Source organism: Pseudoduganella sp. GW821-FHT05F09 (assembly GCF_059419605.1).
Genome location: NZ_JBWKSD010000001.1, coordinates 745,762 through 767,499 on the forward strand (window position 1 = coordinate 745,762; position 21,738 = coordinate 767,499).

Consider the following 21,738-nt stretch of genomic DNA (forward strand, 5'->3'; position numbering starts at 1 on the left):
GCGTAGGGTGGAAATGGTGCTGTTCATGGACGGGTATTGAAAACATTCCGGAATCGAATTCAACGTCCCTCAAAATCTGTTAGATCACTTCAAACGAAATTTCCTCACATTATGCAGTTGCTCGACGATCCGTTAAAACTTGTTGCTCCAGCAATTGTTATTGCTGTCCTGATTTACCTATTTTGGCAGTTTTGGCATCGCTATCGCAATCCCGCAAAAGAACTTGCAAAAGCACTTGGCGAGAGTGCGGTACAGATTCACAACATAAAGAAGCTTGCTAGGTCAGCCCGCCGGGAAGCCGCAGGGCAGGTCTTCGAACAAAGCGTATTTCGGCACCAATGGAACGAATTTCAGGAAACGCTGCACGATCAATTTACTGAACATGGCGGTGAGCGTGTCATTTCGCAGACCCGTGCGACGGTTCCCGCTTCTCTGTATTTCTCTACCCAGAGCATCATCGACACGCCATTGCGGACCGAGTACTTCCGACACTTACCCGGCATCATGACCGGCCTCGGCATCATCGGGACATTCTTGGGCTTGATGTTAGGCTTGGGACAGTTTGATCTGGGCGCGCCTGAGAAGGTGCAGGAGAGTGTAACTGGGCTGATCCACGATGTGTTCTGTGCATTCATTGGTTCGCTTTGCGCGATTGCCTGCGCAATGGCCGTGACCCATATCGAGAAGGAATGGCTGCGCGTATGTTACGAGCGGCTTGAGAAGATGATCGATGCGGTAGATGGTTTGTTCGATGCAGGCGTCGGCGAAGAATACCTTGCCGATCTGGTGCGCACTAGTCAGGAAAGCTCTGTCCAAACACGGATGCTGAAGGACAGCTTGGTCACCGACCTGCGGGAAATGCTACAGAATCTGGTGGAGACCCAGGTTCGAGAAAACCTAAAGCTGGCTGAGACGCTGAGCGGCAGTTATCGCGAGTCTGGCACTCTGCTAGCTAGCCAGATCAGCGATAGTATCGAATCCAGCTTCCGCGACCCCCTGCAGCGCATAGCCGACTCAGTATCGGCCGCCAGCGGTGATCAGTCCCAGATGGTTGGGACTATGCTGCAAGACGTTCTCGTTGCGTTCATGGCCAAGTTGGAAGGCACTTTCGGGCAGCAGTTCCAAGGCATGTCGGCCATGTTGGAACAGTCGGTGGGCACTATGCAAAGCATGCAAAGCGGACTGGCCGCGCTGGTCAACGACTTGCGCAGCGCTAGCGAAGAGTCGAGCCAGGCAGTGTCACAGCAGTTGGCCAAGACAATACAGAATATGCACAGCAGTCAAGAGGTCATGCAGGCCTCGCTGGACCAGATGGTGAGAACGTTGGGTACCGCAGTCGACAGCATGGGCAACCAGGGTGTCGAGGCCGGCAGCAAGATCGCGGCGCAGTTGGAGCGAATGTATGCGGACGGGGAGTCTCGCCAGCAACAGATGGCGGATCAGATGGAGTCTTTCGTTCAGCAGCTCCGCGATAGCGTCGGCCGCGGCCAAGCAGACACTATCGATCAGATTGCTGGCACAGTTCGCCAGTTGGAGAAGCAGATGCAAACGATGATCGATGGCGTTGGTCAATCGATCACGCGTGCCCAGGAAGATGGGTTGCGCAGTGTGTCCAGTGCCTCGGATGCGCTCACTGAACGTATCGAAACTATGTTCGCCACTCTCGATAATGGCCGAGTGGAGATGGACCATGCTGCGCAGACTGCGTTGCATACTTTCCAGGAGCAGGCCACTTCCGCCCTATCAGGCTTGAGTGCAGAAGTACGCTCACTGGTCGAACTGGTGGAGCGTGAACGGCACGCCATGCGGCAGACCATCGATTCACTTGGAGGCCAGACTGAGCGTAGCCTTCTGGGAATGCAGGCCGGTGCCGACAAGATGCGCTTGGCTGCGGACCGCTTCGACGTTGCCGGTGCAAACATTCACGACACGTTGCAGTCAAGCGGCGAAATGGTCTCCGCCCTGCGGGCTAGCTCGGTTGAAGTTGCGGGTACCACTCGAGACCTTGCTTCTGTCGTAGCTGACTATCGCGCCAGTCGCGACGTAACTGTGCAAAACATGCAGACCCTGCAAGCTGTTATTGAGACTGCGCAGAGGGAGGCAACGTTGCGTGAAAAGGCTGTCGGGGACTTGATGCGTTTAAGCGAGCAGATTCACAAATTGAACCACGAAACGAATGAGTACCTGGACCAGGTATCAGGTGTGCTTGGGCGTAGTTTCGATGAATTCGGAAACGGGGTTGAACGCACATTGGCGAAGACCATGGGGGCGCTTGACGCCGAGTTGGACAAGGCAGTCAGGTCACTTGCCGGCGGCGTCGAGACGGTATCGGAGCATATCGAAGATTTGTCGGATGTGCTGGGCAAGGCGTCGCTTCGCGTTGTTAAGGGATAACGATGTTCGGGATGCGCGTCGGTAGTACGCAACGACCTAAGGCCGAGGGTGAAAAACCGTTCTGGATCTCCTACGCCGACCTGATGACGGCTCTGATGATTCTATTTTTAGTTGTCATGCTTGCTTCGTTGATTCTGATGACGAAGCGAATCGCGGCGGCTGAACAGGGTGAAAAAGCGCGCGCTGCCGACATCAGCAGCATGTGCAAGCGCCTACAGTTAAAAGCAACGGAACTAAATCGCCACATACATGTGGACTGCAAAGACAATCGCATCAATTTCGGGGAGGCTGGGCGGTTTGGCCATAACGACTACCGGCTCGGGCCTGACGGTCAGCTGGCCTTGCTCCAGGTTGTTCCATTGGTCATCGAGACTGCGGCCAGCGAGGAGGGGAAAAGATGGTTCAAGCAAGTCCTCATTGAAGGCTTCACGGATACCGACGGGTCGTATTTGTACAATCTGCACTTGAGTTTGCAACGCTCGGAATGGGTCATGTGCACCATGCTCGATGACCGGTCTTCCGCAAAAGCGAAGCTCAGCAAAAATGAGCGACGGCAAATTCGTGAGCTATTCCTGACAGGCGGCGTGTCCTTCAATAATGCGAAGGACAGCAAGGAGGCCAGTCGTCGAGTTGAGCTGCGGCTGCAGTTCTACGGATTGAAGGATACTGCACCCGCCGAGCGCCCGACCGCATTCGAGGGGGAAGGAGCTGAAAAATGCCTCCTGCAGTGAACGCTCCACGCGGTACACTGCTGCAATCGCTGTCGCGTGATCTAGCCCGCCCGTTGCAACGCTTTGGACGCGATAGTGACGGCATCATGGTGCCACTGCCGGCACCTAACAAGCTCAGAGCACAGGCGGAACGACTTTCGCTTTTATTCGAACAGGGAGCCCCCCTGGCTCCGCCCCTTCAGCAGCGAATTAATGCGCTGGCGCGCCTGCGTCGCGGCGCAGTCGACCTCTCGCGGCGCGAGTGGGGACTGATCACATGGGGACTTTGCGACGACTGCGGCGCCAGTGGATTGCCAATTGAGGAGCAGCCACTGTTCGATGCCGTCATTGCGCATGTCGACAATTGGATCACATCTCAAGAGGTGCCGCGCAAAGGCTGGTTCGGCCTGCTCAATAGTTATTTCTCGTATCAGCGGTATGCTGAGGAGAGCCGCAACTGGCTGAGGTTGCGGCATGTCTTGGTGCGTGCGTTGCCGATCCTGCTCGCGGGGCTTAAACGGCCTAAACTTTGGTCCAGAATGCTTGCAGCGCACCCTGATATTTTCACGGACGACGCAGGGCATACCCTGCATCGAACCATCTTTTTCGGCACTCAAAGTGAACAAAATGAACTTGACGCAGGTTTGCCGATTCCGGAGAGTAGTTGGTTGTGGCGCCGCATTGTCGCCCGCCAGATCAACTACCTGAATGCATTGGGCGATTCGGAATTCATGCAGCTGATTCCTGCAATGTTGAGTTTCCTCGGTACCAAGCCTCTGTACGCAGACCATATCATGGCGGCACTGCTAACTCGTTATTGCCAGTCAAGTCAACGCGCGGAAACGCACGAGCTGTTAAAGAACGAATCGTTTGCACGGTGGGGCAACCCGCAGTTGCGCGGATCCACACGATGGGCCAGTGTCGAGGCGCCCGTGCGAAACATGGTATTGCGCTGGTTCGCGAAAGACGACCTCGAGCACTTCTTCAGCCTCTTGCAGGGCAATGGGCAGGTTGACCAAGCGCGCCTGCGTTATTGGTTGCGATTCGTCGACCAAATATCGTACACGCGGATTTTGCTTGGAGCAGAGGCCATGACTAGTCCGGATCCCGAGTTTCGAAATTTCCGTGCAAAAAATGCTGCGCGCTGCGGCCAGCTCACGGGTGGGCCAAGTCACAACAACGCCTTTGTCATGCGCATCAATGACCACTACATCGTGGAATTTTCCGGCACCGGCAACGCCTGTTACGCCTATGCTGAGCAACAAGTACCTTTCAAGCCCAATGCGCGAACTCTGCATACCATGCACGACCTGAAGCATAAAATGAAGGACGCCTATGGACAGGTGACAAATACGATCACCCATAGAGGAAGCTGGCAATGGAGTGCGGACCAGTTCCTTGCGCATCGAGGCATCCGGCCGGGAATGGCCGGCCAGGCAGAAGCTGTTGAGGTGCAAAGCTATCAGCCGAAATTTATTGTGCCGAGCATACCACTGGCCAATGAATCCCTCGTCAAGGCCCTGGCTCCCCCCGAGCCAGCGACGAAGGTCCTGGATTTATCCAACTCCGTTCCACCGGAGGAGACAGTCAAACTAGCGTCTACCTCATTTCTGCCGGCAAATTCCAAGCCTTCTCTGTCAAGCGCTGTAAAAATTGCCGTTGAGTTAGCACGTATAAATCGTGTCAAGGTACAGGACAACCTCGCGAAAGGCGGCGCCTTTTGGGTGCTAGCGAATGACCCAAAATCGGTGTTGGGGCGCGAACTTGTTCAGCTCGGAATGACCTTTAACCCAGGTAAAGGATTTTGGATCAAATGAGCTTTTGGAATATATTTTCTGGGGGTAAGGCGAATCCGCCTGCCGTCGCGACGCGCGCTGCGCCGCTGGCACTTTCTTTCGAGGAAGAGGGTGTCATCTACGCACCTGTGACGGACGCAGATTTAGCTGACAGCGGCCTTGCCAACCGCAGCGCAATGGCTTACCTGCGTCAGCTTGAACAGGAAGGCTGCGTGACGCTTTTGGTTGAGGACTGGTTGCTTCCCTGGGAGCAGATTTACAAATTACTCCAAGATCCAGAGCAAAGCGGCGGTTTGGCTCTGCTTGCGCTCCCCCCAATATCGGCTATTACTCCCGTCTTGGCCAGCACTGGCAGCCTGTCGGATGCCACTTTTAAAGTGACAATCCATGGGTGGATCGATGAGCATGGTGAGCTGATTGGTCCCACCTTGCCGCGCCAAGGTGCGGTATGTATGCTCCACTCCGAGCAAGTGCTTCTGCCCGAGTCAGTTTGGCGTCTGGTGAGTGCAGTTAGGGAAATGCAGCGCGCACAACAGATCGCGGCCGGTGAGAAGACCAATCAGCTTGGCTGGGCTGCCATTCGTAAGCTAGCCAAGCAGGCCAACGCACGGATGGATGGATTCCTGGCCCGTACTGTGGTGTTACGCCCAGACGCACTGAAACTACATCTAAACCGACAGCTGATCGGCGGCGAGCAGGTGATTGAGGTAACCCCCGAATTTGCGGAGCAACCAGCGGGTTGGCTAAGCTCGTTTGACCGACTCCAGCGAGTGCCGGAGCGATACGTTATATCAGATTCGGATGGCGGCATAACGCATGTGCTGATCACGCCAGAGGTCAAAGCTATATTGGATGAGGTGCGTTCGATGCCAGGGCGCCGCGTATCGGGCGAGAAAGCTTCTCTATTCCTGAAGAATCCATACGCATTCCTAGGCGCTGAGGCAGCCGAAGTGCTCGACCCGGACGAGTATGACCGGTCGCTGGAAGAAGCGGGCATTTACTTCTACCACTTCGCTGTCGAACCGAAATTCGCGCTTGATGGAACACTGGTGACCATAAATCTGATTTTGTCGGCACCGTCGGAGAGCGTGCCTCCGGTCACACTGGATCTCAGCGACCCGATCAACATGGGTAGATTCGTTAACGAAGTGGGCCACAACTTGATCGCCGAACTTCCCTGTGCATGCTGGAAGGGATATGAGCTCGACCTGTCTGGGTTCGGTCAAAAGGATCTGAGCGATCTTGAACGGCTGCAGCAGCGTTGGGCCCAGCAGATGGCGGGTCAGGACCTGGGCGGTATCCTCGACTTGGACCAGTACGGTGATCGAGTGGTCGGCATAGGTCCAGCTCAAAAGGTCGTCTCGCCATATCTGCAAAAATCATCTTCTGAGAGTTGGCTTCCTGAGAGCTTGTTGAACGACCTAGGAATGGACGGGCAGTTGCTCAGCAAATGGGATACATCAAACCAAGCGCATTTTGAACAATTCAAGAGCAACATCGCGTCAGCCACCGCAGCTGGCGAGCCAACGGCGCGCCTACCCGGCCCGGAGCTTGAGATTGAACTGCTTACCGCACAACGGATCGCCACGGTGTGGGGAGAGCGATTCAAGGAGATCAACGAGCCAAGTTCACCGAAGGACACCGAGCGCAATGTGCTGCTGGTTGCGGGCAATATCGACGAGGTGGATTACGGGCAGAGCCGTGGGGAATTGATCCGTCTCGGATTGGCAGCCAGCCCGGACCTGCCCACATCCTTGCTCCCATCGACGGTGCTACGAGAGCACCAGCTGAAAGGCGTCGGCTGGTTGCAGCACCTTTACGGGCTGTCACCGCAGATCACATCGGGTTGCATCCTTGCCGACGACATGGGGCTCGGTAAGACTTTGCAATTACTGGCGTTCATTGCGTGGTATCTGGAGAACGAACCTGACGGCCCGCCGGTGCTGATCGTCGCTCCTGTATCTCTGCTCGACAACTGGGAGCGGGAGATGCGGAATTTTCTAATTGCGACGGTCGCTGACGAAGCGCTCAAGCTGTATGGACAGGCTCTGCAACATGCTCGCACTCACAAGAGTGAAATCCCAACAACAGTCCGCGCGCTCGGCATCCAGAACTTGCTCCGTTTCGGCTGGCGCCAGAATAAGCGAGTTGTGCTGACGACATACGAGACTCTGCGCGATCAGGAATTTTCGCTGGCACGGCAAGAGTGGGGCGTTGTAATCTGCGACGAAGCGCAGAAGATCAAGAACCCGGCGGCGCGCGTTACCCAGGCTACGAAAGCACTGAAAGCACGTTTTCGAATTGCCTGTACCGGCACGCCCGTTGAAAATTCGTTAACAGATCTTTGGTGTCTGTACGACTGGGTCCAGCCCGGTTTGCTCGGTTCGCTAAACGAGTTTGGTCGCAACTTCCGGCGCCCGATCGAAACGCGTGACGAGCAGGGCCTGGCTGCCCTCGATGAGTTGAGGGCGATAATCGAGCCGCAGTTGCTGCGCCGGACCAAGCAGGATGTGGCAAAAGAGCTTCCTGCAAAAATCGAGGACGCTGGCTGCAAGGCATTGCAAATGAGCGACCTCCAAAATCGGTTGTATCGCTCCGAGATTACAAGCTACCATGACAAGCGTCAGCTGCAGGAGCACCTCGGCGAGCAAAGCGCCATGATGCTTGGCTTGCTGCATACACTGAAGCTCATTTGTGCCCATCCACATTCTGTCCGGCCGGAAGGGGCACCGATGGCGGCATCGCCGAAACTTCGCTGGACCATACAGAAGCTACAGGCGATTAAGGCGCTTGGCCAAAAGGCAATCATCTTTACGGAGCTGCGCGACATTCAGCGCACGCTTCAGTTGGCGATCGTTGACGAGTTCGGGTTCAGGCCGGAAGTGATCAATGGCGATACGAATGCGTCTGGTGAACGTGGGCCAACGCGCCAGAAATTGATCGACCGTTATCAGCAGCAGCCCGGCTTCGGCGTAATTATTTTGTCAACCACGGCGGTAGGCTTCGGTGTCAACGTCCAGGCCGCGAACCATGTAATCCATTTCACCAGGCCATGGAACCCTGCCAAGGAGGACCAAGCCACTGACCGTGCCTACCGCATAGGACAGGAGCGGGATGTGTACGTCTACTATCCGACTGTGGTGGCGGACGGTATAACGACCTTTGAGCAAACCCTTGATCAACTGCTCACCCGTAAACGTTCGCTCGCCACGGACATGCTCAACGGCAGCGGTGATATCGAGATTGCAGAGTTCTCAAATACTTTGTAACCTCAACATAGAAACACCCGGATTTTCACCATTATTTGCATAATGGTGAAAATCCTGTTCCTCGTTAGCGCAGTCTTATCAGTTTCTGATATGAAACGTGTACTTTTGCTGGGGGGCACAGCGATATTATCGCCGTCGAGTACACTGTATTGCGTCGCCAAGCAGTGGAAACCACGACCCAGGGTTCTACCTCGCGACACGAACACAGTTGTCCTCATGACCTGGAGGCAGGGCCCGAGCGGATGCTAACAAAGGCGATGGCCTCCGTTCTCACCGCTGTTGCTAGTGTACAATTGGACCCAACTTCAAGGCCGGTATTCCGGCCTTTTTCAATCTAGGCGAAACCGGTTAACTGGTACCGCCGACGGACTTTAATTTATTGCGAAAATGGCAACCAAACTTACGCTCGAAGCCCTCGAATCATGGCTGTGGGAATCCGCAAATATCCTGCGCGGTTCCATCGACTCATCTGACTTCAAGAACTACATCTTCGGCCTGCTGTTCCTGAAGCGCTTCAACGACGTATTCGACGAGCGGGTTTCCCAGTTGATGCAGGAGGACGGCCTGAGCGGCAAGGAAGCAGAGGACGAGGTCGTAGACAAGTGGGGGCACTTCCCACTGAGCGCCCGCTGGCCTGACCTGATTGCCCGTACCGAGAACATCGGTGAGGCGCTGGACAAAGCCTTCGCCACAATCGAGGCAAACAACCCTGAACTGCAACATGTGCTTACTGCCACCCAGTACGGCGATAAGCGCGTGCTGTCGGACGCCACCTTGCAGCGCCTGCTGCGACACTTCAACCAGTACAAGTTGGGTAATGCCGACCTGTACAAGGCCGACATGCTGGGTGACGCTTACGAGTACCTCATCAAGCAGTTCGCCGACGACGCAGGCAAGAAGGGGGGCGAGTTCTATACCCCCAAGGCGGTGGTGCAACTGGTGGTGGAACTCATCGACCCGCGACCGGGCCATGCCGTATATGACCCCACCTGCGGCAGCGGCGGCATGCTGGTGGAGAGCGCGCACCACGTCGCCAATCTGCCGGATGGCACCATCATGGGGAAACCCAATGTGCTGCTGTTCGGTCAGGAAAAGAACCTCGGCACGTGGGCCATCGCCAAACTTAATCTCTACCTGCACAACATGCGGGCTGAGATTGAACGGGGCGACACGCTGGTCGAACCCAAGCACCTTGACGGCGATTACTTGAAGACCTTTGACCGGGTGATTGCCAATCCGCCGTTCTCCGCCAAGTCATGGTGGTCACCACTAGAACTTGCCAATGAGGCGGAGCAGGAGGGCGATAAGAAGATCAAAGCTCCTAATTACAAACAGGTCAATGACCCCTATGGCCGGTTTGTATATGGCATTCCACCGCGCGGTTACGCCGACCTCGCCTTCGCCCAGCATATGCTGGGTAGCCTAAAAGCTGATGGTCGCATGGGCATCATTCTGCCGCATGGGGTGTTATTCCGTAGCGGAGAAGAAGGCAAGATTCGTGAGGGATTGCTATTCGGCACCGACGCTGCCCATGGCAGCCAACCCGGCGACCTGATTGAAGCCATCATTGGATTGCCGTCGGCACTGTTCTACAACACTGGAATCGCAGCGTGTGTGCTAATTCTGAACAAGCAAAAGCCGAACGCGCTGAAGGGCAAGGTCATCATCATCGACGCCAGCCAGGATTGCCTAGCAGGCAAGGTTCAAAATACCCTCCGCGCCGAGGACATCGACCGCATAGTTTGCGCTCATAAGTCAGCCTTTGACCAACAGACCGAACTTAATAATTATTGCCGAGTCGTAACAATTGACGAAATTCGCGGCAACGATGGGAATCTTAATATTGTCCGCTACATCGACAACGGTGATGCCGAAGAAATTGTGGATGTGGCCGCGACGTTGGAGCATCTAGCTTTGCTGGCTGAAGCTGAGGGTCAAATTGATGCGAGGCTGAATAAATATCTGGTGGAGCTGGGGTTGGTGGAGGCTGGGGCATGAAGGTGCCGGTGAAGTTAGGGCTTCAGCAGCTTCCGGCTGGCTGGGCGATGAAGTCGATTGGCGATGTATTGAACGTTGTGGAACGCCCGGTGAAAATGGCCAGCGACCAACAATATCGGCGGGTCACCGTGAAACGCCGCCATGGTGGAATTGAGTTTCGAGACGTGCAGCTAGGGCGCGACATTAAGGTAAAAAATCAGTATTTGATAAAGGCTGGGGACTTTCTAATTTCGGAACGGCAAATTGTGCACGGTGCTTGCGGCATCGTGCCAACTAGCCTGGAGGGGGCACTTGTCTCCAACGAGTATCTCGTCCTTGAACCCCGTGCAGGTTTCGGAGTTCGCTACTTCAGTTATCTGGTTCAACTTCCGAAGTACGCTAGGTTATTTCTTCTGTGCAGCCAAGGTGTAGACATTGAGAAGTTCCTATTCAAGTCCAAGGACTGGCTCAAGAAAGAAATCCCCGTCCCTCCATTCTCTGAGCAGGAGAAAATCGCAGCTATCCTTCGGGGCGTGGACGACAAGCTGAATGTGATTGCCCTCCAGATTCAAGCCACGCAATCCCTCAAGCAAGGCTTGATGCGAACTTTGTTTAGCCGAGGTGTCGGCACTCCAGATGCTTCCGGTCGTTGGATTGCGCACTCTGAGTTCAAGGACAGTGAACTTGGCGAGATTCCGGTCGCGTGGGACGTGAAGGCGCTCGAGGAGCTTTCAGACTCAATTACAGTGGGTATCGCAACCTCTACGACTGAGCACTATGTCGAAGATGGCATCCCTCTCATTCGCAATCAAAATATCAAGCGAGATTTTTTGGATATGACTGACTTATTAAAAATCTCTGAGGTCTTTGATGGGAAAAACAAGAGCAAGAGAGTTCAAGGAGGCGACATTTTAACCGTTAGAACAGGTTATCCGGGTGTCTCTTGTGTAGTACCCGAAGGACTTGGGTACTTGCAAACCTTTACTACGCTCATCACTCGTCCGAAACAAAAGTTAATCAGCCCGCACTTTGCCTCACGTTACTTTAATTCACCACAAGGTAAAGGGCTGATGCTGCACCAGGCAGCCGGAGGGGCGCAGCAAAATATCAACGCGGGAAACCTGAAGAAGCTATTGGTTCCAGTGCCATCGCTTGTTGAGCAGCGACGGATTGCCGAAATTCTCGCGGCTGTAGATGTCAAGTGCGACAGTCTTGCCGACAAGAATAGGCATTATCAAGCACTTAAACGCGGCCTCATGCAAAAACTGCTAACGGGTGAGTGGAGTGTATCGCTGTATGAGCGCCAAGATATTGCCATCGCCGCCTAATTAGGTAGACCAAGAAAACGTACTGAAAGGACGTATGCATGGGGGATGCAGAAAAATCAGGAGTCGAAATTCCGGCAGTTAAGTCACTTGTAAAGCTAGGCTACATACATTTTCCCAGCAGCAAAGTGGAAGTCGAACTGCGTCATCTGGCCCCAGTACTTGAAAGCGTTCTTCGCCCTAGACTTCTGGCGCTGAACCCATGGTTGCAAACCGCTCCTGGCGGTGTCGGTGCGGCGTTGATTGAACTACGCAAGCGCGTGACCGACGACCTGCTGCCCGCGAACAGGATGTTCTGGGAGCAGGCGCTACATCGCTCCGACATCCAAGTGAAGCATGCCGACGGCAGATTGCGCAGCGTGCGTTTTTTCGACACGACCATGGCCGCCAACAACGACTTCCACGTGGTTGACCAGTACGTCGGCAAGAATGCCGACGGTGACCTGTACCGCCCCGACCTGCTGTTATTCATCAACGGTCTGCCGCTGGCCATCATCGAATGCAAGGCCAGCCATCACCGATTGGATGAGGCGCTCGCGCAACTGGACGGTTACCAAGCCAGCTTCCCGGCGCAGTTCGTATTCAACCAAGTCTGCGTGGGCCTCAACCGACGTGAGGGCTTGTATGGGGCCATACTGACCAAGCCCGCCTTCTATGCGAGATACAGGTTGCAGGAAGCTGAACTCGCGGCCGTGGTCAGCGCGCTGGGTTCTGACCCGAGCGAACAAGACCAGTTGCTGTGGGCGCTGTTCGAGCCGACACGTTTTCTCGAACTTATTACCCATTTCGTACTGTTTGAAGCCCGCGACGGCAAGACAGTGAAGAAGCTGCCCCGTTATCAGCAGTGGCGAGCAGTACGTAAGACCATCTCTCGACTGACGGCACCCAAGCCCATGGGCGGTGTCGTGTGGCATACGCAGGGCAGCGGCAAGTCGCTAACCATGGCGCTGCTGGCGCGGATGCTGCGTGCCGACAGCACTGGCCTGAACAACCCTACCGTGCTGGTGCTTACCGACCGTAAAGACCTCGACAAGCAAATCTTCGACACCTTCCACGCCGTGGGCATCAAGGCCATTCAGGCGGTGTCGGTCGATGGGCTGGTCAAGCTGCTTGGTAACGATTACGGCAGCGTGTTTACCAGCACCGTCCAAAAGTTCCAAGAGAGCGAACAACCGAGCGATACCGGCAACGCGCCCCCAGATGATGACGACATCCTGCAAGCGACCCGGCATAGACGGGTGCGTGAGGGGAAGGACTTCTTCATGGTCGTAGAGCGCAATCTCCACTTCGGCCAGTGTGACGCCGATGGCGTGATGCTTGATGCAAAGTGGGAAGAAGTCAGCCGGGAGAAGGTCAACTTCCGGGTACTGAGCGCCAAACCCAACTTCTACGTGTTGGTCGATGAAGCACACCGCAGTCAATATGACTTCCTTGCCGCCTTCATGCGCGCCAGCCTGCCGCATGCCAAGTTCATCGCCTTCACCGGCACACCGCTGCTGAATGACGACAAGCACACGCTGGCCGAATTTGGCGGCGACGCTTACATTGACGAGTACCGGCTGCATGAAGCGGTGGCAGACGGTGCGACCCTGCCCATCAAGTACCAAGATGCATGGGTGGCACTGGCCCCCAACGCCAAGCTCGACCAAGCCTTCAAAGACCAATTCTCCAAAGAGAATGAAGCCAGACAGCAGGCACTGAAGAAGGAACTGCTGGCCAGATGGCGGCAGGCAGGCGACCGCATGGAACAGGTGGCGACGCATTTGGCAGAGCACTTTGTCGCCAACGTGCAGGCCAAGGGGCTGAAGGCCATGCTGGTGTGCGATGGTCGTGATATGGCTGTGCGCTACAAGGACTTGCTCGATGACTTGATGAAGGAGCGCAAGGCCAGCGGCCTGCCAACCTTCGAGAGCCGGGTAGTCATCTCGCTCGCCAGCGTGACCGCATCGCGGACAGGCTTAACGGTGCAGGAGGAGGCTGCCGAATACAATCTTGACCCAGAGCAGATTCAGACCATCGAAGAACGCGTCAAGGGCGAACTTAAGGCTGGCAAACAGCCGGTCGCACTACCAGCAGAGCAGGTTGCGAACTTCGTCAGCAAGCTTTTCCCGCTACCGTATGGTGATGAAGGAAAGGGGCGGGATGGTCAGCCGCACGCAAACAATGTCGGTCTTATTATCGTGTCCGATATGCTGTTGACGGGCTGGGACGCGCCGATTGTCGGCACCATGTACCTTGACAGGCCGTTGAAGGAACACACGCTGTTGCAGGCGATTGCGCGGGTCAATCGCACTATGGCTGGTAAAAATGCTGGCTACATTGTCGATTATCACGGCGTGGTGGAGCACCTCGACCACGCCCTGAAGATTTACGGAGGCGAGGTCCAACCAACCCAAGTCTGGGAAGGCGTCGAGAGTGAACTGCCAAAGCTGCAAGCAACACTCGACCTCATCCTTAAGCTGCTGCCGAAGAAGCATGACCCGGTCGGGCAACGTGAGGATTACAAGGATGACGCTGAGCGCTTCCTTGACCCTACAAGCAGGCTGGATGCGGTGGAGGACTTCTTGGAATTGGCCAAGCGGTTCAACCGCAGCATCGACATCATCCTGCCCGATGTGCGCGGCGTGCCCTTCAAGCCATACTTCACACTGTTTGCAGAAATCCGTCTGATGCTGCGTGACAAGCTGCCCGGCAACACCTACCGGGAGCGCATCACGAAGCTGGAATCGGTCCTGTTGCAGCAGTTGCTGGACGAATACATCGACGCCAGCCCGGCCAAAAGTCTGCTGGGCAAAGAAGTGTCGATTCTGGATGCCAGCGACATGGCCCGGTTGAAGAAACTTGCCAGTCCCGGCAGTCAGGCGCTGGTCATGAAGAACCAGTTGAAGCACACTATTGTCACTGGTAGAGACAAAGACCCTGCCTTCTTCGATAAGCTGGCTGAGGAACTGGAGAAGCTGCTGGCGGAAGAAGCCGCTGGCCGTATCAGTCAGGCCCAATTTTTGGAACAACTCGACCTGTTCGGTCAGCGTATCAAAGACAAGGACAACACCGGCTTCGTCCACCCTGCCCACTCGGCGGTGTATCACTACTTGGCCGCATTGCTGTCGGAGGAAACCGCGAGGGTGGCAACGACCAAGCTCTTTGAAGATATTAACCTGAGTAGCGCGATGTCAGCCGGTAACTGGAAACAGATGCATGACCTGCACCCAGAAATTCGCGACCTGCTCCGCAAGTTGCTGATGCCATTGGCCGGTTGGGAGCGCTCGGTTGCCAGAGACCACTCCGCCCGAATTTTAGACATTCTCCTTAAGAACTGACTATGCCCCTCTTGCAGTACGGCCAAACCGTCATCGACTGGCGATTCCAGCCGGACGCCAATTTGAAACGGCACTATGTGACCGTGGAGCGGGGTCTGCCTGTGCTGTTACGTGGGCCAGTTGTCTCAGAGCAGGAACAGGAAGCCCTTGTGCGTCGTCGTGCACGCTGGATTCGGGACAAGCTAGAGATGGTGAATCTGACGCAGTCCGACGACGACATAGTGACGGGGAGCCGTCTGCGCTATTGTGGTCGCACCTACTTCACCGAGGTACGCCACGTGCCGGGCCTCATCAAGCCCCGCCTGACCTTTACGGCGTCGCGCTTCGTTGTCGAGAACCCGAGCGGCATCAGTATTCAGCCTGCTGCCCTGGAGCCCGTGCTGGAATCTTTCTACCGCGACCGCGCACATGAAAAGCTGCTGGTTCGGGTACGCCATTGGGAACGGCAAACTGAACTGAAGGCGCGGGGGGCTCGGGTCCGCCACTTCCAGAGCCGGTGGGCCAGTTGCAATGCGCAGAACGTATTAGAGTTTCACCCACGTGTAATGGAGTTACCCTCGAGCGTTCAGGATTACGTGATTCTGCACGAACTCTGCCATACGGTGGAGAAGAATCACACGAAGGCGTTCTGGGCCTTGGTGGCGCGGCACATGCCAGAGTGGATGCGACAGCATGAAGTGCTGGAACGGGCCGTGTTTGGGGGAACAGTTTGACTGGAGGGGGAACCAATACAAATTGTTTCTTCGTTCCCGTTATCAGTAGAATCAGCTAGGGATAGCACCGCTGCTTGGAAATACGTAATTTGATGCACTTCACCGTGGTGGTATCAGTTTGCGCCTTTGGCTTGGATTTCACCATTATCTGCATAATGGTGAAAATGGGCCACGCTCAAGCTGGGATTTACTCAAAGGAAGCGCCCGACCCCTGCATTCCAGGCGACCGGAGCGGGACAGACTTCCAGTCTGCGCGAACAACCTGATGGTAATTGGGATCGCGGACGGGGGCCGGTCGATGCCGAAGGCAGGGCTGCGGAGGTGGCGGACTGGAGAAACGACGTTGCGCCGCCTTGCAGATGCTTGCGCACTGCCGCGCCGACGTTGGCACTTGTATCGGCACGGTTACCGCGACGGTCAGCGTACAAAATGATTGATTAAATATTTGAAGAGGCGGTAAAACTACATGGCTGTAACGACCCACTGAATTCCTGCTCACGTCGTAATTGAGGAAATTGACGGTGGGTACAAAGATGGGCTGCACAATTATTCATCAATTCATTTTTTAGGGGCAGTCGACAGGGACGCCGTCGGAGTCGGAGAAGTCGTACTATTTACTTGAGCTGTGGCGATAGGAGCGATAACTACGCTTGCAATTGGTCCTGGCTTGGGAAATAGAAGCTCAGCGCCGGTGAGACTCTTCTTGAATGTTCCGGTAATGGAGAGACTATCTAATGCAATTTCATCAAAGGTTTTTTTTGATTTTTCAGTCATGATTCCCTCACTTGGTGATGTTTAAATTACTCATGGCAATGACGATGCCAAGAATAACAGTTAGCATAACTGCTATTCCAAAAAAAATCTTCGCTGCAAAATCTAGTGCGTCAAGTAACGAACTGTCGGCATGTTCATTTTGAGCAAGCCTCATCGCATAAGGTTTGTTCTTTTGAAATACAGCCAACAATAAACTAGTAGTCACGATGAAGCAGACAATTGCCGCGATAAAAAGAAGAAGGATCGGTAGAGTTTTTACTTTTTCTATTAGGGAAACCAACAAGGCGATTCCTCCGCCCGACAAGGTGAACATACTTTTATCAAACTCTAGCGAAGTGTTAAACCACGCATTAACACCCGCAGCGTAGTATTCCACACTCTTTAGCTTAAGCACGTCATCCGACAACTGCAGTTTTACGGCAGCTAGTTCTAATTGCAAGGCGGCAACTTCCGCATCTGAGAGTGGTGTAGTCATAAAGCAATTTTAGCTCAAGTTATGGATCATGGGGAGATTTTGACATCTGAATCGCTACCAGGTCTGTTCTCTGCTAGAAGTTCTCGAACCCATCCCTTTATACGTAAGTCGGTTCATTCGTAAGGGGGCTCGAAAGACCTCTTTTTCTCGAAGTCGGCTCTATATAAATCAACGACTTACAATGTGAAATGCTGAAAGCAGCAGGGCGAGGAGCCCTTTTGTCGAAAAATCGAGGTATTTCCTAAATATCTTGATCCGGTTGGCTGTATCTGGCTGTTGTGCTGGACCTGTACGCGCGCAAGGTGGTCGGTTGGGCGATGGCGCCGAGTATGCCCGCCAAGCTGGTTTTCGATGCCTAGAACATGGCCATCCAGCAGCGGAGGCCCAGGCCAGGCCTGATCGTCCATTCGGACCGGGGCAGTCAATACGCCAGCGAGCTTTACTAGGATCTGTTGGCCGAGCATGGTTTCGTTTGCAGCATGAGCCGGAAAGGGAACTGCTGGGATAACGCCGTGGCAGAGCGCTTCTTCTTGACCCTTAAAACGGAGGGCGTCTGGCAGCGCCAATACGCCAATCACGGCGAGGCCAAGATTGACATCACCGACTACAGCGTCGGCTTTTATAACTGCAAGCGCATCAACTCAGTACTGGGCAATATGCCGCCCACCGTCTATGAACGAAAAATGGCAGTACATGAACCTATCGTTGTGTCCGAAATTACTTGACCACTGCAATCTTTAGGCACTTCCAATTGTTAAACTTGTCAGTAAGCTGAACAATGCAATTACTTTCAGTCAATTTGGGGAAAATTTGGGGCAATGGAAAATCATTTAAGATGCCTTCAGCGCATTCGCCACCAGAAGTAGGGCGGTTTTGCCCCGCGCTGTCGTAGGTGATGGTGATCTATGGTTACGCCGGTGCCGGTTCGAAATTTGCACGCATTGGCTTCCTTGAAGCGCAGGTGTAAGATTATGTGATTAGATCTATGGCTTCCGCCCACAATCCACCTGCCGCTCCCCGCTGGTACTGTGGATGGTATTGCCGAGATAGAAGTCGGGAAATTCTTTGGATTTCAATCGCTTACGTCATCGGGCGATCATCGAGGGGGAATGATATAAGCCACCGAAAGCCCGTGACTACACGGGCTTTCTTTTTTGCTGCAGCGTGCTAGCGCCAGGACAGTGTCCCCATGTTCGAAGAATAGCTTTGGGCCGGGCCGCGCCGGCCCAGCCAGCCCACCAGACCCAAGCCAACCAGCAGCATGCCATATGTTGCTGGTTCCGGCACTGGCGAAGGAATCATCAAGGCGAGTGTGCAACCGAGGTCGCCGCAGATTTCCGCCCCAACCGTACCGTTGTCGCTGATGGCGAACACCTGGGTGAGCGTGGAGCCGGTTGTCTGCGAGACTACGAGACTCAGATCCACCACCTGACCGAGCCTGTCGTACAGCATGAAGCCTTCATTAGACTCGCCGAGTATGGTACCGGTACTGTTCATGTCGGCCACCGAGCGCGTGAAAATCCCGCTCAGGTCCGTCGTCACGCCGTTGTGGTAAAGGAAGCCCTTGGCCGTGCCATTGGGGAGATAAGCTGTCCCGAGCACCGATCCGTCGTCGGCGATACTCAAAGCGGCGCTGGATGTGGCGCCCGACGGCACGCCGAGGTCGGTCATGACGCCGTCTTTGTATATGAAGGCATGCGTGGCGTAACCGGAGTCGCTGGTGTGCGAATTTCCAACGATCGCGCCCGCGTCGTTGATGTCGGTGGCAAACGAATCGCGGCCGCCCAGGGTGCCCAGCTCGGTTGCTGCGCCATCGCTGTAGACCATGGCGCGGTAACTGAACACTCCGGTATTCATGGCGTAGCCCACGGCCACGCCGTGGTTGTTGATGGCAAGCGCAGTGGATGAGCGGCCATCGTTGAGCAGAGTCGTCGTCTGTCCATTGGCCAGCAGCGCGGCCATCCCGCCGGGCGCCGTGCCTGCCATGACCCCGGCATTGTTAATCGCATGGATATTGGCGAGCTGGCTGCCGAGGTAGGAGGCCCCGTGCTTGTCGTATAGAAAGGAGGTTCCTGGCAATTCCGGCCCAAAGCTCACATACCCGGTTACCTGATTGCTGTTGTTAATGGCGGAGATCGTGCCACCGGAGCTGTACTGCCACTCCGTCATGATGTTGATGTAGTTGAACGTGTAGGGCGCGGCCTGGGCCATGGCTGGCAATAACAAGGCCAGCACTACTGCTTGCGCACGCGCGGCGCGACTTGCAAGTTTCATGTCCATCTCCTGTTCAGGGTCCTTCGCGGGTGGACAGACAATATTAGCGGGCCGGACCAGCGCATGATTGCTTTGTTGTCAGGTTTTCCTATTTATTCGCGTTGTGATTTTCTGTGATAAGTGTGCGCACCAAATGGTGCTATTGACACTGCCTCTCAGCGTCGCCAACCGGATGTTGCCGTTTTGCTAGCATGTCGTAAGGGAAGGTGGTATCGTGGCGAACTATTTCCCACCGTTATTGTCTCTATCCGCTTATGCATACGTCGTCCCGTCCGACTCTGTCCGTCCTTTCTTCCACTATCGCCGCGCTCCTGCTGAGCTGGCAAGCGCAGGCTCAAACCACTGAGGCCGCGCCGCCGAAAGCCAGGGAGGAGGCGAAGCCGCCTGCGGCCAAGCTGGCCGCGCAGCCCGCGGCTCCCTCCGACACCCCGCAGCCAGTGGTGCCGCCGGCGGCCGTGGTGAATGTGGTCAGCGAGCGCCAGAGCAACCGCATCGACCGCCAGGTGTACGACGTCAAGGCCGACGCCAGCACGGCGGGCGCTTCCGTGGGGGATGTGCTCAACAACGTGCCGTCCGTGAGCGTCGATCCGAACGGCACCGTGCGGCTGCGCGGCAGCGAGCGCGTGACCGTGCTGGTCGATGGCAAACCGACCGCCCAGATGCAGGGCGAGAACCGCGCTGCCGCCATCAATGCGCTGCCGGCGGAGAACTTCGAGTCGGTGCAGGTGATTAACAACCCCGGCGCGGAATTCGGCAACGAAGCGGGCGGCGGCCCCATCCTCAACCTGATCTCGCGCCGCTACACCAAGCCGGGCGGCAATGGCACCGTCGCCGGCAACGTCGGCCCGGCGGGACGGAAGAACGCCTTCGCCAACGGCAGCTACAGCGCCGGTTATGCGTCGGTGAACGGCACGTTCAACTACCGCCGCGACGGCAACGAGACCGACACCGACAGCACGCGCGAGCGCATCGATCCGGCGAGCGGCAGCGTGAGCCGTTTGCACCAGACCGCACAGCGCAGCGGACTTACCGACTTCATCCAGGGCGGCATGGGCGGGCGCTACAATTTCAATGAGCGCGACACGCTGACCGGCTCGCTGTCCTTGAATAAGCGCGGCAATGATTCCCGCAGCAGCGAACACCTGACGGACTTCGGCACCGGCAGCGCGCCCCTGGTCGATTACCTGACCCGCCGCAGCGCCAGCGGCGACGCCCTCAACCACGAAGTCGTGGCCGGCTGGGAGCGGCGGTTCAGCACCGACGGTGAAAGCCTGAAGGCCGATCTGCGCCATTCGTCCAACACCAACAATGTGGACACGGCGGCCATGTACCAGCCCGTGCTGTTGCCTGCCGCCGGCGCGCCGTTGCTGCGCAACTACACCCAGAACGTGGAAACCCGCGTGCGCCTGACCGACCTGAGCACCGATTACTCGGGCAAGGCCGGCCCCGGCTTCCTGACCGCGGGCGGCCGCTGGCAGCGCACGCGCCAGGCCAGCGATTACCGCTACCTGTTCCTGGACAGCGGCGCATTGGACACCAAGCGCAGCAATCTGTTCGAGCTGGAGCAGGATGTCACCGCCGCCTACTCGACCTATGAGCTGCCGATCAATGCGCTGTGGTCCTTCAAGGGCGGCCTGCGCGTGGAGCATACCGAACTGAACCTGGATCAGGTGACCACCAACGTCCAGGCCGGCAACAGCTACACCAACTACCTGCCGAGCCTGTTCCTGACCTATAAGCTGGACAAGTTCTCCAACCTGCGTTTCTCGTACTCGGACCGCATCTCGCGCCCGGCCTCGGGCGACCTCAACCCCTTCGTCAACTACGTCAACGAATACGCCGTCACGTCCGGCAATCCGCGCCTGCATCCGGTCAAGCTGCATTCGCTGGAGCTGGGTTACGAGACCAAGATCATGGGCCTGATGCCGGCCAGCCTGCGCGGCTACATGCGCCACGAGTCGGACGTCATCACCGAGCGCCGCACCTTCATCAGCCCCACCGCGCTGCTGACCACCAAGGAAAACCAGGGCGACCGCCAGGCCGGCGGTGTCGAGTTCTCCATCATGGCCATGGTGCCGCCGAACATGAAGTGGAACGGCATCTCGCTGCCCGCCATCCGCTTCATGTTCAATGGTAACTGGGGCTTTATCGAGCAGGACCGCCTGGGTACGCTGGGACCGACCGGCGAGAAGCGCCGCACGCCGTCGCTGCACCTGCAGGGCGGGGCGCAGTGGACGATCACGCCGGAAGACACGCTGACCTTCATGACTTTCCGCCAGGGCAAGCAGCTGTCGGGCGAAGGCTACCGCGAGCCGTTCAGCATCGTGAACCTGGCGCTGGAGCACAAGTTCACGCCGCGCCTGTCGCTCAATATCCGCGCCAATGATGTGTTGCAGACCACCGACCAGCGCTTCCGCGTCGACACCGCCACCCTGCGCGAGCGCACCGGCGTGCAGGTGCACCAGCGCCGCCTCTACATGGGCCTGCGCTACACCTTCGGCGGCGTGACCGGCAACGATGCGGTGCGCAATGCGATGCAGGCGGCCGGCGTGAATCCGGACAGCCAGGCGGCGAAAGACGCGATGCGCATGATGCAAGGGCAGCAAAGCCAGCAGGGCCAGCAGGACAAGCCGACCCAACCGGAGAAGCCTGCGCCTGAGAAAAAGAATTAAGGGGAAGGGCGGCCCTGCCTGCCGGCTGGCAGGGCCGGG

General features: G+C 56.3%; 12 protein-coding genes and 1 pseudogene. 10 read left to right on the top strand and 3 right to left on the bottom strand.

Annotated elements, in window-relative coordinates; all coding sequences use genetic code 11:
* The first annotated feature begins 111 nt into the window (after positions 1-111).
* The 8 genes from zorA to AC07S4_RS03295 all read left to right on the top strand — a co-directional run bounded on the left by zorA (position 112) and on the right by AC07S4_RS03295 (position 15,504).
* A complete protein-coding gene (zorA, locus tag AC07S4_RS03260; RefSeq protein WP_494985218.1) occupies positions 112-2,394 on the top strand; it encodes an anti-phage ZorAB system protein ZorA in 2,283 nt (760 codons plus the stop codon).
* A 2-nt stretch (positions 2,395-2,396) separates the two neighbouring features.
* Positions 2,397-3,125, top strand: coding sequence for a type I Zorya anti-phage system protein ZorB1 (gene zorB1, locus AC07S4_RS03265; RefSeq protein WP_494985219.1), 729 nt, complete (start codon positions 2,397-2,399; stop codon positions 3,123-3,125).
* Positions 3,110-4,921: an EH signature domain-containing protein gene (locus AC07S4_RS03270; RefSeq protein ID WP_494985220.1), complete on the top strand. Its 1,812-nt coding sequence runs from the start codon at positions 3,110-3,112 to the stop codon at positions 4,919-4,921. Before zorB1 ends, AC07S4_RS03270 begins: the two co-directional genes overlap by 16 nt.
* Positions 4,918-8,169: a DEAD/DEAH box helicase gene (locus AC07S4_RS03275; RefSeq protein ID WP_494985221.1), complete on the top strand. Its 3,252-nt coding sequence runs from the start codon at positions 4,918-4,920 to the stop codon at positions 8,167-8,169. Before AC07S4_RS03270 ends, AC07S4_RS03275 begins: the two co-directional genes overlap by 4 nt.
* Before the next feature lie 387 nt (positions 8,170-8,556).
* Positions 8,557-10,167 (top strand): type I restriction-modification system subunit M, encoded by a 1,611-nt coding sequence (locus AC07S4_RS03280; protein WP_494985222.1) that lies wholly within the window; start codon positions 8,557-8,559, stop codon positions 10,165-10,167.
* The gene (locus tag AC07S4_RS03285) at positions 10,164-11,474 is read left to right on the top strand and encodes a restriction endonuclease subunit S (RefSeq protein ID WP_494985223.1); all 1,311 of its coding nucleotides are present in this window, start codon (positions 10,164-10,166) and stop codon (positions 11,472-11,474) included. The genes AC07S4_RS03280 and AC07S4_RS03285 overlap by 4 nt, the downstream gene beginning before the upstream one ends.
* A 38-nt stretch (positions 11,475-11,512) precedes the next feature.
* The gene (locus AC07S4_RS03290; protein ID WP_494985224.1) at positions 11,513-14,791 is read left to right on the top strand and encodes a type I restriction endonuclease subunit R; all 3,279 of its coding nucleotides are present in this window, start codon (positions 11,513-11,515) and stop codon (positions 14,789-14,791) included.
* A gap of 2 nt (positions 14,792-14,793) precedes the next feature.
* Positions 14,794-15,504: a YgjP family zinc-dependent metalloprotease gene (locus tag AC07S4_RS03295; RefSeq protein WP_494985225.1), complete on the top strand. Its 711-nt coding sequence runs from the start codon at positions 14,794-14,796 to the stop codon at positions 15,502-15,504.
* A 558-nt stretch (positions 15,505-16,062) separates the two neighbouring features.
* Here the strand turns inward: AC07S4_RS03295 and AC07S4_RS03300 are convergent.
* The gene (locus tag AC07S4_RS03300; protein ID WP_494985226.1) at positions 16,063-16,278 is read right to left on the bottom strand and encodes a hypothetical protein; all 216 of its coding nucleotides are present in this window, start codon (positions 16,276-16,278) and stop codon (positions 16,063-16,065) included.
* Positions 16,279-16,285: 7 nt separating this feature from the next.
* The gene (locus tag AC07S4_RS03305; RefSeq protein ID WP_494985227.1) at positions 16,286-16,753 is read right to left on the bottom strand and encodes a hypothetical protein; all 468 of its coding nucleotides are present in this window, start codon (positions 16,751-16,753) and stop codon (positions 16,286-16,288) included.
* A gap of 254 nt (positions 16,754-17,007) precedes the next feature.
* On the opposite strand from AC07S4_RS03305, the pseudogene AC07S4_RS03310 reads away from it, so the two are divergent.
* Positions 17,008-17,478: pseudogene (locus AC07S4_RS03310) on the top strand (IS3 family transposase); the annotation flags it as partial.
* Between the two features lie 442 nt (positions 17,479-17,920).
* Here the strand turns inward: AC07S4_RS03310 and AC07S4_RS03315 are convergent.
* Complete coding sequence (locus tag AC07S4_RS03315) at positions 17,921-19,027, bottom strand: PEP-CTERM sorting domain-containing protein (protein WP_494985228.1); 1,107 nt, start codon at positions 19,025-19,027, stop codon at positions 17,921-17,923.
* A 254-nt stretch (positions 19,028-19,281) separates the two neighbouring features.
* On the opposite strand from AC07S4_RS03315, the gene AC07S4_RS03320 reads away from it, so the two are divergent.
* Positions 19,282-21,699 (top strand): TonB-dependent receptor domain-containing protein, encoded by a 2,418-nt coding sequence (locus tag AC07S4_RS03320; RefSeq protein WP_494985229.1) that lies wholly within the window; start codon positions 19,282-19,284, stop codon positions 21,697-21,699.
* Positions 21,700-21,738 lie beyond the last annotated feature (39 nt).